Origin of the sequence: Rhodococcus sp. 14-2470-1b, assembly GCF_002259415.1 — a bacterium.
Taxonomy (GTDB): domain Bacteria; phylum Actinomycetota; class Actinomycetes; order Mycobacteriales; family Mycobacteriaceae; genus Rhodococcoides.
Genome location: NZ_NPFY01000006.1, coordinates 258658 through 272279 on the forward strand (window position 1 = coordinate 258658; position 13622 = coordinate 272279).

Consider the following 13622-nt stretch of genomic DNA (forward strand, 5'->3'; position numbering starts at 1 on the left):
GGACCCACTACACTTTCGATCCGCGCCCCTATAGCTCAGTTGGTAGAGCTACGGACTTTTAATCCGCAGGTCGTAGGTTCGAGTCCTACTGGGGGCACTTCACCACCTCTCCCCGGCACTGGGCCTAGCGGCCCCTCCCGCCACTGGGCCGAGCGGCCCCTCACGTCGGGCCGCCGAGGGATCGGCAGCACACTCCCAGCTACGAGTACGCACACTTCCGAGGTGCACGGTCGTACACTCGGTAACGGTTCGACTTCGGGGAACGAACTCAGTCCTTGGGGGATTCTCCGACAAATCAGCCGGTGACGTGCTGCGCCCAACGAACTCAGCGGAGTTCACAGCGTGGTTACGGTGCCGTAAGCTCGAGACCGTTGTCCGCAATGTATGGAGGCTATGTAATGGCGAGGGATCTGACACAGCTGGAGCTGCTCCAGGAGCTCGTTCCGGTTGCGGAAGACAACGTCAACCGGCACATGTCCATGGCGAAGGAGTGGCATCCCCACGACTACGTACCGTGGGACGAAGGCCGCAACTTCGCCGAACTCGGCGGCATCGACTACGACCCGGAACAGAGCAAGCTGTCCGAGGTCGCCAAGGCCGCGATGATCACGAACCTCCTCACGGAGGACAACCTGCCGTCGTACCACCGCGAGATCGCCGAGAACTTCTCGCAGGACGGCGCCTGGGGAACCTGGGTCGGTCGGTGGACCGCAGAAGAGAACCGCCACGGCATCGTCATGCGCGACTACCTGGTCGTCACCCGCGGGGTCGATCCCGTGGCTCTCGAAGAGGCTCGCATGATTCACATGACCAACGGGTTCGCTTCACCCGCGGGCTCGCAGACGGGTCTTCTTCATTCCGTCTCGTACGTGACGTTCCAGGAACTCGCGACCCGCGTGTCGCACCGCAACACCGGCAAGGTGTGCGACGACCCCATTGCCGACCGCATGCTCCAGCGCATCGCAGCCGACGAGAACCTGCACATGATCTTCTACCGCAACATCAGCGCTGCGGCACTCGACATCGCACCGGATCAGACACTCGACGCACTGTCGGACATCGTCATGAACTTCCAGATGCCCGGCGCGGGAATGCCCAACTTCCGTCGCAACGGTGTGTTGATGGCCAAGCACGGCATCTACGACCTGCGTCAGCACCTCGAGGACGTCGTGTGGCCGGTGCTCCGTAAGTGGCGCATCTTCGAGCGCGACGACTTCACCGGACGCGGCGAGAACAAGCGCGAAGAACTGGCCGCGTTTCTCGAGGACCTCGAGAAGCAGGCGACCAAGTTCGAGGAAATGCGTGACCGCTCGCTCGCCCGCGAGGCGAAGAAGGCAGAGAAGCAAGCTTCCTGATCTCGAGCTTCCTGATCTACAGACCAGCGATCGAAGCCCTACACCTCGACCGCGGTGTAGGGCTTCGATCGTGAATCCCACGGGCAGCACTGCAGGCTTTGCTCCCAGCCGACAGACCATCTCCGAAAGAACACGAACGAGGCTTCACCCATGACATTGCGGATCGGTTCACTCGAACTCCGGAGCCCGGTGGTACTGGCACCGATGGCCGGTGTGACCAACGTGGCATTCCGCACCCTGTGCCGCGAGCAGGAACTCGAGCGCGCAGGCAGCACCTCGGGTCTGTACGTCTGCGAGATGGTGACGGCGCGCGCACTCGTCGAACGCCAGCCCGCCACGATGCACATGACCACGTTCGGACCGACCGAGACGCCCAGGTCACTCCAGCTCTACACCGTCGACCCGGACACGACGTACGCGGCCGCGAAAATGATCGTCGACGAGAACCTCGCCGACCACATCGACATGAACTTCGGCTGCCCGGTCCCCAAGGTCACCAGAAAAGGTGGCGGCGCGGCACTGCCGTACAAGCGCAACCTGTTCGGACGGATCGTCGCCGCAGCCGTGAAAGCAACGGAGGGAACCGACGTTCCGGTGACGGTCAAGTTCCGCGTCGGCATCGACGAGGAGCACCACACCCACCTCGACGCCGGACGAATCGCAGCTGCCGAAGGCGCCGCCGCCGTCGCACTGCATGCGCGGACGGCGTCACAGCGGTACTCCGGCACCGCCGACTGGACGCAGATCGCACGTCTGAAGGAACACGTCACCGACGTGCCCGTCCTCGGCAACGGCGACATCTTCTCGGCGTCGGACGCGGTCCGAATGATGGCCGAAACCGGTTGTGACGGTGTGGTCGTCGGTCGCGGGTGCCTCGGCAGGCCGTGGCTCTTCGCCGAGCTCAGCGCCCGGTTCGCCGGGCTCGAGGAACCCACTGCCCCGACGCTGGGCGAGGTGGCCGTCGTCATCAGGCGGCACGCCGAGCTCCTGGCGGAACACCACGGCGAGGACAGGGGCCTGCGCGAGCTCCGCAAGCACGTCGCCTGGTACCTACGCGGCTTCCCCGCCGGCTCGGACCTGCGGGTGTCCATGGCGTTGGTCAAGACTCTTCCCGAGCTCGACGACCTACTGGGACAACTGGACCCGTCGGTTCCTTTCCCGAAGGACGCCGAAGGTCCTCGTGGCCGCCAAGGCTCTCCCGGTGCGGTGTCGCTGCCGGAAGGATGGCTCGACGATCCGGAGGACATCTCGGTCCCGGCGGGCGCAGACCTCATGCATTCCGGCGGCTGACCTGTGCCGACGCCCATCCGGGCGTACTGAAGTGGACCACATCGGATTCCTCAGTATCATTGCTGGGATCGCCCGATCGACGGCGAGAAGATGTGTTCGAGGAAGGTCAGGTTCGAATCCGTGGGTGACGATCGAGATTCGGGCTCTTCCATGTCCGACGGTCGCGCGCCGTGGGAACGACCGATCTCGCGGATCCACAACCCCGACTCCGAGTCCGTTCGGCCTTCCGCCGCGCCGAGGCCTCCGGAACCCGAGCGTGAGCCGGAGCAGGAGCAGGAGCAGGAATCGAACGGCGGTCTGCTGAAGAGATTCGGTAAGAAGCCACCTTCCAAGCCGGATGCCGTGTCCGTTGCCGAACTCATGGATCGCGGTTCCGAGGACGAGCGACCGGCCCCGCGAGAACCGAGGGCGTCGACCGGAGAACGCGCTCGGCGAGAGCCCGACGTCGAGGCCCCTACCGAGAAGATCGATCCGATCACCGACAGCACGCCTCCCCCGGTGACCGCGCTCCCGGAAGCAGTCGGTGTACCCGCCGAGTCTCGCCCCGCGCTGACCCGTCTCGCGATGAGCAAGGTGCGCCGCCGCAAGCGCATGCAGAACATGGCTCGAGGCGTGGTCTCGATCATCGCCATTCTGTCCGTGGCACTGACCGGTGTCGTCTGGGGCTATCTCCGCAGCACCGACCGCGGATTCGCACAAGTTGCCGCGCTGGACCCGAACTCCACCGACGTCGTCGACGCCGACGGGCAGTACGGCGACGAGACCTACCTGATCGTGGGAACCGACACCAGGGCCGGTGCCAGCGGCGAGATCGGTGCAGGAACCGTCGACGACGCCGAGGGCGCCCGATCGGACACCGTGATGCTGGTCAACATCCCGGCCGACCGAAGCCGCGTCGTCGCCGTGTCCTTTCCTCGTGACCTCGACGTCGAACGCCCCGAATGCGAAGCGTTCGACAACGACACCAACAGCTACACCGGTGAGATGTACCCGGCTGCCGACGGAGACAAGCTCAACGCCACCTATGCACTCGGCGGTCCGAAGTGCCTCGTGAAGACAATTCAGAAGATCTCGGGCCTGAGAATCGGCCACTTCGTCGGTATGGACTTCGCCGGCTTCGAGTCGATGGTCGACGAAATCGGTGGAGTCGACGTGTGCACGGCACAACCACTCGTCGACTACGAGCTGGGCACCGTCCTCCCCAATGTCGGAGAACAGAGGATCGACGGCAGGACTGCGCTGAACTACGTCCGTGCGCGGCACGTCGACACCGAGGGCAACGGCGACTACGGGCGTATCAAACGCCAGCAGCGATTCCTGTCGTCACTGCTGAGGTCCGCGCTCTCCAACCAGGTGCTTCTCGATCCCGGCAAGCTCAACGGCTTCGTCAGCGCGTTCACCCGCGACACCTTCGTCGAGAACGTCAAGACCCAGGACCTCATCACACTCGGCCGTTCGCTGCAGAACGTCGACGCAGGCGCCGTCACGTTCCTCACGCTCCCGACGGACGGCACCAACGAGTGGGGCAACGAAATCCCCGTCGACAGCGCCATCGCAGCCCTCTTCCGAGCGATCATCGACGACCTCCCCCTCCCCGGCGAGGAGCGCGTCGAACCGACGCCCGCTCCCGAATCCCCCGCGGAGCCGACGGTCCCCACACTCGCTGTCGACCCGGCAACCGTCTCCGTGCAGGTCTCCAATGCATCGGACACCGCCGGTATGGCAGCCACTGCGTCGAGCGAGCTCGCGTCGTACGGCTTCCAGATCCTCGACGTCGGCAACTTCGTCGGATCCGCCGCGCAGACCGTCGTACGTTTCTCGCCCGGTCAGGAATCGGAGGCAGCTACCGTTGCCTCCGCCATTCCCGGTGCCGTCATCGAACAGTCCGCTGGGCTGGACAGTGTAGTCGAGGTCGTCCTCGGCGCCGACTACCCCGGCTACACCACCGCGCCGACCGTCTTCGGACAGCCGATCGAAGCCACCCAGGTCGAGGGCAGCACCGAAGCTCCGGCGCTGCCCGAGAACCTCGCTTTCACCAACGCTGCCGACGACACCTGCGCATAGCGCGAATCCATTCATGCCCCGTTCACCCGGTGGACCATGAATGGATCTGTGTGACGCACTAAACTTGCGCCTTATGCGCGTCGCCTACAACGAACAGATGAACGATTTGGCCGATACCCTCGGCGAGATGGCCACCCTGGCCGGCTCCGCCATGGACAAGGCCACCCAATCCCTCCTCCAAGCCGACCTCGTTCTCGCCGAACAAGTCATCTCCGATCACGACAAGATCACCGACCTCAGCGCGGTATGCGAGGAAAAAGCGTTCTCCCTGCTCGCTCTGCAGGCACCGGTCGCCGGTGATCTGCGTTCGGTGGTCTCCGGAATCCAGATCGTCGCCGACATCGACCGCATGGGCGCCCTCGCCCTGCACGTCGCCAAGATCACGCGTCGACGCCACCCCGCCCACGCCCTTCCCGAAGAAGTCAACGGCTACTTCGCCGAAATGGGACGTATCGCAGTTCAGCTCGGCGCATCCGCCCGCGAGGTGCTCGAAACCCGCGACCCGGAACGCGCCGCCAAGCTGCGTGAAGAAGACGAGGCCATGGATGATCTCCACCGCCACCTCTTCACCGTCCTCATGGACCGCGAATGGCAGCACGGCGTGGCCGCAGCCGTCGACGTGACGCTCCTCGGCCGGTTCTACGAGCGCTTCGCCGACCACGCCGTCGAGGTCGGGCGCCGCGTGATCTTCCTGGTGACCGGTGAACTGCCTGTCGACCTGAACGCTCCCAAGCTCAGCAACTCCTGATCGTTCTTCTGTCTACCTCAGGAGCGAATGTGCTGTCTGGTCAGTCTGAGTGACCGCACGGCACATTCGCTCCACACACCCCGGTCGAACTCGCTTCCGACGTCCACGCGCAACGAGAAAACCCCCGACTACCCAAGGCAGTCGGGGGTTTCGTCGTGGTGCGGGTTATCCGAAGCGTCCGGAGATGTAGTCCTCGGTGGCTTTCTGGGTCGGGTTGGAGAAGATCTTCTCGGTGTCGTCGATTTCGATGAGCTGGCCGGGCTTACCGGTGGCTTCGAGGTTGAAGAATCCGGTCTGGTCGCTGACGCGTGCGGCCTGCTGCATGTTGTGCGTCACGATGACGATGGTGAAGTCTTTCTTGAGCTCACCGATGAGGTCCTCGATGGCGAGGGTGGAGATCGGGTCGAGGGCCGAGCAGGGCTCGTCCATCAGCAGCACGTCGGGCTGGACGGCGATGGCGCGGGCAATGCACAGTCGCTGCTGCTGGCCGCCGGAGAGTCCGCCGCCCGGCTTGTCGAGCCGATCCTTGACCTCGTTCCAGAGGTTCGCTCCCTTGAGGGAACGCTCGGCGATTTCGTCGAGCTCCTTCTTGCTCTTGCCGCCCTGCAGTTTGAGGCCGGCGACGACGTTGTCGCGGATGGACATCGTCGGGAACGGGTTGGGACGCTGGAAGACCATGCCGATGGTGCGTCGCACACCGACGGGGTCGACGCCTGCGCCGTAGATGTCCTCGCCGTCGAGCAGAACGGAGCCCTCGACGCGTGCGCCGGGGGTGACCTCGTGCATGCGGTTGAGCGAGCGGAGGACTGTCGACTTACCGCAGCCGGACGGACCGATGAAGGCGGTGACGCCGCGCGGCGGGACTGCGAGGGTGACGTTCTGCACGGCGTGGAATTTGCCGTAGTAGATGTTCACGTCTTTGAGGTCGAGACGTTTTGCCATGGTCGGCTCCTGAAGTTTCGGGGTGGGCGTGCGACGGTCAGACGTTCTTCGGCGAGAAGAACTTCGAGACCAGCTTTGCGCCGATGTTGAGCAGGGCAATGATCAGGATCAGCGTCAAGGCTGCTCCCCACATGCGCTCGGAGGTGAGCGCGCCGGTTCCTGCTTTCTGCAGGTCGACCATCATGAGCGGCAGTGACGTCTGCGGCCCGGAGAACAGGTTGAAGTTGATCGCCGTGGCGGATCCCACGAGGATCAGCACCGGTGCGGTCTCTCCCATGACGCGGGCCAGGGCGAGCATGATGCCGGTGACGATGCCGGACAGTGCCGTCGGGACGACGATCTTGGCGATGGTCTTCCACTTGGGGACACCGAGTGCGTAGGACGCCTCACGCAGGTCCTGCGGAACGATGCGGAGCATCTCCTCGGACGACCGCACGATGACGGGAATCATCAGCAGGACGAGGGCGAACGACACAGCAAGGCCGGACCGTTCGAAGCCGAACGTGGCGATCCACAGTGCGTAGATGAACAGGGCGGCGACGATGGACGGGACACCGGTGAGGATGTCGACCATGAAGGTGGTCAGGCGAGCCAACCGAGTTCCGACGCCGTACTCGACGAGGTAGATCGCGACGAAGACACCGATGGGGATGGAGATCAAGGCACAGAACAAGCCTTGCGTCAGCGTTCCGACGATGGCGTGATACGCACCGCCACCTGCGATGAACTGGGTGATGCCCGCCTGGGAGTTCTGCCACCACGCCGGCGCGACAACGGCGGAGAGCCCGCGCGAGATCACCGTGTACAAAACCCAGACCAGCGGTACGAGCGCGACGAGGACCGCCAGGCTGACGAGGACGGTGGCAGCGCCGTTGGAGAACTTCCGACGCGCACTGACGCCCTTGAACGTGGGTTCCTTGACCGGGCGATCCATGGTTGCGGTCATGGCCTAGTCCTTCTTTCCTGCGATCGCGGCGCGAGCGCCTGCGTTGACCACGAAGGTGAGCACGAAGAGCACGAGGCCTGCGGCGATGTAGGCGCCTGCCTGCAGCTGATTGTTGAACTCGCCTGCGGCAAGGGCAATCTTGGTCGCGAAGGTGCTGCCACCGTCGAACAACGTCCATCCGAAGCTCGACTGGACGCTGCGGATGATGATGTACAGGGCGATGGTCTCACCGAGGGCGCGGCCGAGGCCGAGCATGGAGCCGGACACGAAGCCGGACTTGCCGAACGGGATGACTGTGGTGCGAACGACTTCCCAGCGGGTGGCGCCGAGGGCGAGTGCAGCCTCGATCTGTCCGCGCGGGGTCTGTACGAACACCTCGCGGGTCACCGCGGCGATGATCGGCAGGATCATCACTGCCAGCACGATGCCGCCGGTGAAGATGGTGCCGCCGCCCGCGATGGACACCGAGCCGGTGGAGAACAGTGGGAACCAGCTCAGGTTCTCGTTCAGCCATTCCGCGAACGGGCTGATGGCGGGAGCGAGCACGTAGAGGCCCCAGAGGCCGAACACGATCGAGGGAACCGCGGCGAGCAGGTCGATGACGTAGCCGAGCGGCCCGGCGACCTTCTTCGGCGCGTAGTTGGTGAGATAGATTGCGATCCCCAGAGCCACGGGCATGGCCAGGATCAGCGCGAAGATCGACACAGTCGCGGTCACCAGGAACAGGTCGCGAATACCGAAGACCATCGCAGAGGTGTCCGAGGTGTTCCACTGACCGTTGTAGGTCAGGAAGTTGACCGTGTTGTTCTGCAACGACGGGATCGCGCGCCACAGCAGAAACACGCCGATGGCTGCGATGAGAACGATGACGAAGACACCCGAGCCCGTGGCGAGGGTGGAGAAGATCCGGTCACCTGGGCGCGTGACGGTGCCGCCCTTGGCTTTTTTGTCGGGCAATTGCTTGGGTTCTTCCGTGTTCCGCGGCACGCCGCCCGCGGAAATGCTCGCCGCAGATGGTTCGCCGGTGATCGAGTGGGTGTCGCTCATACCGCTCACGTCTCTCGTTTGATGGCTTAGAGAGACGGGAGTCCCACCCGGGCGCCGCGGCTGTTGCTCGCGGCGCCCGAAGCGGGGTCTCGTCTCAATTGAATCAGGCGATCGCGTTGATCGCGGTCTCGAGGCGCTCCTTGAAGGACTCGGGCAGCGGGACGTAGCCGGCTTCCTCGAGGCCCTGCTGGCCTTCGTTCGCTGCGCTCAGCAGGAACGACTTGACTGCTGCGGAGGTGTCGGCGTCGTAGCCGGCGGAGCAGACGATTTCGTACGTGGCGAGAACCAGCGGGTAGCTGTCCGCTGCGTTCGACGCATAGAGGGCGTCGATGTCGATCGCGAGGTCGTTGCCTTCACCGGAGAACTCGGCGGTGTCGATTGCTGCGCCTGCGGTCTCGCTGGACAGCTCGACGGGTCCGTTGCCGAAGTCGACAGCTGCGGTGCCGAGGCTTTCCTGGTCCGCGAAGCCCTTCTCGACGTAGGTGATGGAACCGGGGGTAGCGGCGACGGCCTGAGCGACGCCCGAGGATCCGTTGGCACCTTCACCGACGCCACCGGCCCAATCCGAGCTGTGATCGAGGGTCCATGCCTCGGGTGCAGCTGCGGAGAGGAAGCGCTGGAAGTTGTCGCTGGTGCCCGAGGAATCGGAGCGGTAGATCGGGGTGATCGGAGTGGACGGCAGGGTTGCACCCTCGTTCAGTGCAGCGATCGCCGGATCGTTCCAGGTGGTGATCTGGCCGGTGAAGATGCGTGCGGCTACGTCGGGGCTGACGACGAGGTTGTCGACGCCGTCGACGTTGTAGGCAACGGCGATGGGGCCGAAGACCAGCGGGAGGTTCCATGCCGGGTTGCCCTGGCAACGCTCGGCCGCTGCGGCTGCCTGCTCGTCCTTGATGGTCGAGTCGGAGCCGGCGAAGTCGACGAGGCCGGCGACGAACTGGGTACGGCCGTTGCCGGAACCACTGGTCGTGTACTCGACAGCCTGCCCGGCGCAGACACCGGAGTAGATGGACGTGAAGTTCGACATCGCGTTCTGCTGAGCGGACGATCCTTCACCGGTCAGAGGGGTCTTGCCCTCACACGTTGCTGCCGAGTCCGTGCCCGCAGCAGATTCGACGTTCGCGTCACTGCCACATGCGGTCAGCAGCATGGCGCCGATCGCCACTGCGCCTACGAGAGACGCGCTGCGCTTGAGCTTCACCTGTTTCCTCCGGGGAATCTTGTGCCGTGTCTCGTGTCAGCACCGGGATCGTGCGTGTCACGAGGATCAAGGTGCCGGCCCGTTTGTCGACCCTCGCACCGGGCGGCGTCGGCGCCGCCCGCTGGAAAAGGTAAGGGCCGCCGGTGGACGGCTACCCCCGGGTTGGTTAACGGAAGATGAACAGAGTGGGCTGTATGTCCGGTTCTACGGACGCGAGTAGGCGACGTCGGTATGAAAACGCGTGAAACCCAGTCGTTCGTACGTGTGCACGGCTGCTGCATTGTCCGATTCGACGTACAGAAGCACGTCCTGCAGGTCCCTGCCGCGCAGGTAGTGCAACCCAGCGAGCGTCAACACTCGGCCGAGCCCCCGACCTTGCGCCTCGGGGTCGATACCGACGACGTAGACCTCGCCGATCTCGTTCTCCCCGGCCTCGGCCGGGTGGACCTTGGTCCAATGAAATCCGAGGAGGGTATCGGTTCCTTCTTCGAACGCGAGAAACACCCCGGCAGGATCGAACCACGCCTCGTCACGCCGTTCGGCGATGTCCTTCTCGGTCCATCCACCTTGCTCGGGGTGCCAGGAGAACGCCGCGTTGTTCACGCGAAGCAGTTCCGCGTCGTCCTGATGCCCTCGGTAGGTCCGAAGCGAAACATTGTCCGGCACAATGACATCCGGCAACGCAGGCTCGGCGAGCGGACGCCTGAGCTGAAGCAACTCGCGAGCGACCGACAACCCGAGCGTCGACGCCAGTGCCCGTGCGGCATCGATGTTTCCGTGCGCCCAGATCCGGGCCCCGGCCCCACCGTCGGCGAAGGATCGGTCGATCAAACGTGTTCCGATTCCGCGAGTGCGGAACTCCGGATCCACGACGATCTCGGTCATCGTGGGCGATCCGGCAGCGGTGCCCGCGTACCCGACGACGCGTGAACCGCCCGTCGCGATCAGATGAGTCGTGTCGTCACCGGATCCGACGGATTTCAGTGCCTGCTCGGACAGCGGCGCCGTGCCGTCGACCTCGGTTGCGCGTGCGGCGATCGCCCGGATCTCGTCGACGACGTCTGGCGCCATCTCCGCGGAATCGATGCGAGCGATATCGATCGAGAGAGTCATCGTCGGTCAGTTCGTACTTCCGTTTGTCGCGCCGCCCAGGGAACTGAACTCGACGCTGTCCGAATCGTTGTCGTCGTCGCCGTCGGGGGTCGCCGGACCTCCCTTGGAGCTACGGCTGGGTCGCACGGCCTTGTACCCGACGTTGCGGACGGTGCCGATGAGCGACTCGTACTCGCTTCCCAGCTTGGCCCGCAGGCGCCGGACGTGGACGTCGACGGTTCTGGTGCCACCGAAGAAGTCGTACCCCCACACTTCCTGGAGCAGCTGGGCACGGGTGAAGACGCGTCCCGCATGCTGGGCCAGGTACTTGAGGAGCTCGAATTCCTTGTAGGTGAGGTCCAGCGGCCGACCGCGCAACCGGGCCGTGTAGGTGCCTTCGTCGATGACGAGCTCACCCAGTGTGATCTTGCCCGATGCCTCGGGACTCGCGACGCCGCCCGACCTACCCACGAGGAGCCGCAACCGCGCGTCGATCTCCGCGGGGCCGGTGCCGGGAAGCAGGATGTCGTCGAGACCCCACTCGGAGTTGACCGCGACGAGGCCGCCTTCGGTGAGGACTGCGACGACCGGAATCGCGGAGCCCGTGCTGCCGAGCAACCGGCACAGTCCGCGCGCCGCTGCCAGGTCGGTACGGGCATCCACCAGCGCGATGTCCGCGGAACCGGCCTCGAGCAGCGAGGAGACCTCGGTCGGAGCGGGCCGCACGTGGTGGGCCAACAATGCCAGAGACGGCAGTACGGCCTCCGGGTTCGGATCGGAGGTCAGAAGCAAGAGCTCCATTCAGCCTCCATTCTTACCGCTGTCACTCAAAGACTCCTTCGCCGAGGTCGAGTCCTTGTTCAGGCAACAAGACTAACCCGTCCGACACCTGTCGCGTGCCGCCGTCCCCGAAAGCCCCGGCGGGCATCGGTCACAATGGGCGTCATGCGCAAACTGATCATCGGACTCGTGAGCCTGCTGGCACTTGCCGTCGTCGTGGACTTCGGAGCGGCCGCGTACTCCGAGTACCGCGTCTCACGCGCAATTCGCGACGGCGGAGATCTGACCTCCGACCCGCAGGTGATCGTCCACGGATTCCCGTTCCTGACCCAGGCCGCCGACGGCAAGTATCAGAACGTGGAGATCCGCGCTCAGGACGTACCGACCGACTACGTGGACTCGACGACCATCGAGGCCAACCTCCGCGGCGTCGCGGTACCCCTCTCCGACCTCGTCGACGGGTCGGTGGGAGCAGTGCCCGTCGACGAACTCGACGGCCGAGTGCGCATCGAGGCAACCGACCTCGGACGGTTCCTCGGTATCGTCGACCTGCAGGTTTCCGCTCCCCCCGCGGACAAGTCCGACGGCACGGGCGGGTCCGGCGGCTCCGGTATGACCACGAACGGCGGCGTCGTCCTGACCGGCACGGTCCCCGTCGGCCCGGTCGAGACCAAGGTCGCCGTCCAAGCGGACCTCATCCTCGACGGTGACAGTGTCGACATCGTTGCGAGCGACTTCTACTTCGGCCCGGAGGGGAACGCCGATTTCAGCATTCCGGACTTCGCGAAGCCTGCGGTGCTCGGGCTCTTCACCAAGACCATCGACCGGCAGACGCTGCCGTTCGGGATTCTCCCGACCGATGTCTACGCGGAGGGTTCGCAGATCGTGATCGAGGGCAATGCGAAGGACGTGACCATCGATCTCGAGCAGATCGAGAAGCCATGACCGGAATCACAATTCTCGTGGTGACACTCGTCGTCGCCACGATTGTCGGACTGGTTCTCCGGTCTCGGTCCGGCACGGTGCGCGTCACCGACTCGGAAGGTTCGGCCGGTCGCCGAACCCTGCTTCTCGACGCCGGAGCCGTTCCGGGTACGTCGACGGTTCTGCACTTCTCGGCGGAGTGGTGCGGCCCGTGTGCTGCCGTCCGCCGGGTCGTGGGCCAGGTGATCGACGGGTCGACCGACGGAGCAACGGCACAGAACGGACCCCAGGAGCTCGAGGTCGACATCGACGCTCACCCGGTCCTCGCGAAGGAAATGGGCGTCCTGTCTCTGCCGACGACGTTCGTGCTCGACGCCGACCTGGTGGAACGAGCCAGGATTTCCGGGGTTCCGAAGGCCGACGCCCTCCGTTCGGCCCTCGAGAACCTGTAGTTCTGCTGGTCCGCGACGTCCGGTAGGATGCTCGGTGTGTTCACCGCCCACGAGCTGATGCTCACCAGTCGCCGCACGGTCGATCTGTGCCGACTGGGCGGTTGTTGCTGTCGCTGCCACTGATCTCACCGCCGGCCTCGTGGCCGCGCATCCATCCGGTTCGAGATCGTCGGCGAATCCTTCGTGTTCGCCGCGCCCATGCAGTTTTCTGTCATCAGCCCAGCACGCAGGAGCACCGTTGTCCACAGAATCTCCATCGTCCCCAGAATCTCCCCCGTCCCCAGAATCTCCCCCGTCCACAGCTTCCTCGCCCGTGGTCGACCAGGTCGACGTCCGGGGGCCACGCTTCGCAGCGTGGATCACCACGGCAGTTCTCGTACTCGTTCTGATTCTCTCCACCTTCCAGAGCACCGTTGCTGCGGTGATCCTGGCGGTTCAGGCCGTCGTGTTCGCGATCGGCGCGGCACGCGGGCCGAGGAAGAGCCCGTACGGGTCGCTTTTCGCACACTTCATCGCGCCGCGACTCGGACCGACCACCGAACGTGAACCCGTCGCACCGCTGAAGTTCGCCCAGCTCGTCGGCTTTCTGTTCGCTGCAATCGGTGTGCTCGGCTTCGCACTCAGCACTCCCCTCGTCGGGACGATCGCGACCGGCTTCGCGCTGTTCGCGGCCTTCCTGAACGCAGCCTTCGCATTCTGCCTGGGCTGCCAGATCTATCCCCTCGTAGCGCGACTGCGGACACAATCCGCACGCGCTTGATCGCTCGACCCCTCCACCGAC

Annotated in this window: 13 protein-coding genes and 1 tRNA gene; 8 read left to right on the forward strand and 6 right to left on the reverse strand. The window is 64.8% G+C overall.

The annotated features are described in order from the left end of the window. Positions 1-24: 24 nt before the first annotated feature. The 5 genes from CH293_RS04520 (at position 25) to phoU (ending at position 5457) form a co-directional block, all read left to right on the forward strand. Positions 25-97 (forward strand) — tRNA-Lys (locus tag CH293_RS04520). A 301-nt stretch (positions 98-398) separates the two neighbouring features. Further along, positions 399-1355 (forward strand): acyl-ACP desaturase, encoded by a 957-nt coding sequence (locus tag CH293_RS04525; RefSeq protein ID WP_037104842.1) that lies wholly within the window; start codon positions 399-401, stop codon positions 1353-1355. 150 nt (positions 1356-1505) lie between these two features. Next, positions 1506-2645, forward strand: a complete 1140-nt coding sequence (gene dusB / locus CH293_RS04530; protein ID WP_094719494.1) for a tRNA dihydrouridine synthase DusB — start codon at positions 1506-1508, stop codon at positions 2643-2645. A 150-nt stretch (positions 2646-2795) separates the two neighbouring features. After that, complete coding sequence (locus tag CH293_RS04535) at positions 2796-4709, forward strand: LCP family protein (protein ID WP_176459911.1); 1914 nt, start codon at positions 2796-2798, stop codon at positions 4707-4709. A 73-nt stretch (positions 4710-4782) separates the two neighbouring features. Next, positions 4783-5457, forward strand: coding sequence for a phosphate signaling complex protein PhoU (phoU, locus tag CH293_RS04540; protein WP_019667345.1), 675 nt, complete (start codon positions 4783-4785; stop codon positions 5455-5457). Between the two features lie 165 nt (positions 5458-5622). On the opposite strand, the gene pstB is transcribed toward phoU, so the two are convergent. From pstB to CH293_RS04570, 6 genes are all read right to left on the reverse strand, one after another. Next, entirely contained in the window at positions 5623-6399 is a 777-nt protein-coding gene (gene pstB / locus CH293_RS04545; protein WP_037104844.1) for a phosphate ABC transporter ATP-binding protein PstB, read from the reverse strand. Positions 6400-6436: 37 nt separating this feature from the next. After that, positions 6437-7345: a phosphate ABC transporter permease PstA gene (pstA, locus tag CH293_RS04550; protein WP_037104847.1), complete on the reverse strand. Its 909-nt coding sequence runs from the start codon at positions 7343-7345 to the stop codon at positions 6437-6439. A 3-nt stretch (positions 7346-7348) separates the two neighbouring features. Further along, positions 7349-8392, reverse strand: a complete 1044-nt coding sequence (gene pstC, locus CH293_RS04555; protein ID WP_094719495.1) for a phosphate ABC transporter permease subunit PstC — start codon at positions 8390-8392, stop codon at positions 7349-7351. Between the two features lie 103 nt (positions 8393-8495). Then, positions 8496-9593, reverse strand: a complete 1098-nt coding sequence (gene pstS, locus CH293_RS04560) for a phosphate ABC transporter substrate-binding protein PstS (protein WP_037104853.1) — start codon at positions 9591-9593, stop codon at positions 8496-8498. A 204-nt stretch (positions 9594-9797) separates the two neighbouring features. After that, entirely contained in the window at positions 9798-10664 is an 867-nt protein-coding gene (gene mshD, locus CH293_RS04565; protein WP_176458381.1) for a mycothiol synthase, read from the reverse strand. A 48-nt stretch (positions 10665-10712) separates the two neighbouring features. Beyond that, positions 10713-11486, reverse strand: coding sequence for a response regulator transcription factor (locus tag CH293_RS04570; RefSeq protein ID WP_037104859.1), 774 nt, complete (start codon positions 11484-11486; stop codon positions 10713-10715). A 144-nt stretch (positions 11487-11630) separates the two neighbouring features. On the opposite strand from CH293_RS04570, the gene CH293_RS04575 reads away from it, so the two are divergent. The 3 genes from CH293_RS04575 (at position 11631) to CH293_RS04585 (ending at position 13601) form a co-directional block, all read left to right on the forward strand. After that, positions 11631-12410 carry an LmeA family phospholipid-binding protein gene (locus CH293_RS04575; protein WP_037104983.1) on the forward strand — a complete coding sequence of 260 codons (780 nt, stop codon included), beginning with the start codon at positions 11631-11633 and terminating at the stop codon, positions 12408-12410. Further along, positions 12407-12841 carry a thioredoxin family protein gene (locus CH293_RS04580; RefSeq protein ID WP_037104862.1) on the forward strand — a complete coding sequence of 145 codons (435 nt, stop codon included), beginning with the start codon at positions 12407-12409 and terminating at the stop codon, positions 12839-12841. The genes CH293_RS04575 and CH293_RS04580 overlap by 4 nt, the downstream gene beginning before the upstream one ends. A 313-nt stretch (positions 12842-13154) precedes the next feature. Further along, complete coding sequence (locus CH293_RS04585; protein ID WP_255122692.1) at positions 13155-13601, forward strand: DUF4395 domain-containing protein; 447 nt, start codon at positions 13155-13157, stop codon at positions 13599-13601. Positions 13602-13622: the final 21 nt, after the last annotated feature.

Coding starts and splice junctions, on each gene's coding strand:
- CH293_RS04535 (WP_176459911.1), top strand. CDS start 2,796: ATGTCCGACGGTCGCGCGCCGTGGGAACGACCGATCTCGCGGATCCAC.
- CH293_RS04575 (WP_037104983.1), top strand. CDS start 11,631: ATGCGCAAACTGATCATCGGACTCGTGAGCCTGCTGGCACTTGCCGTC.
- CH293_RS04580 (WP_037104862.1), top strand. CDS start 12,407: ATGACCGGAATCACAATTCTCGTGGTGACACTCGTCGTCGCCACGATT.
- pstC (WP_094719495.1), bottom strand. CDS start 8,392: ATGAGCGACACCCACTCGATCACCGGCGAACCATCTGCGGCGAGCATT.
- CH293_RS04525 (WP_037104842.1), top strand. CDS start 399: ATGGCGAGGGATCTGACACAGCTGGAGCTGCTCCAGGAGCTCGTTCCG.
- CH293_RS04570 (WP_037104859.1), bottom strand. CDS start 11,486: ATGGAGCTCTTGCTTCTGACCTCCGATCCGAACCCGGAGGCCGTACTG.
- phoU (WP_019667345.1), top strand. CDS start 4,783: ATGCGCGTCGCCTACAACGAACAGATGAACGATTTGGCCGATACCCTC.
- pstA (WP_037104847.1), bottom strand. CDS start 7,345: ATGACCGCAACCATGGATCGCCCGGTCAAGGAACCCACGTTCAAGGGC.
- pstB (WP_037104844.1), bottom strand. CDS start 6,399: ATGGCAAAACGTCTCGACCTCAAAGACGTGAACATCTACTACGGCAAA.
- dusB (WP_094719494.1), top strand. CDS start 1,506: ATGACATTGCGGATCGGTTCACTCGAACTCCGGAGCCCGGTGGTACTG.
- mshD (WP_176458381.1), bottom strand. CDS start 10,664: ATGGCGCCAGACGTCGTCGACGAGATCCGGGCGATCGCCGCACGCGCA.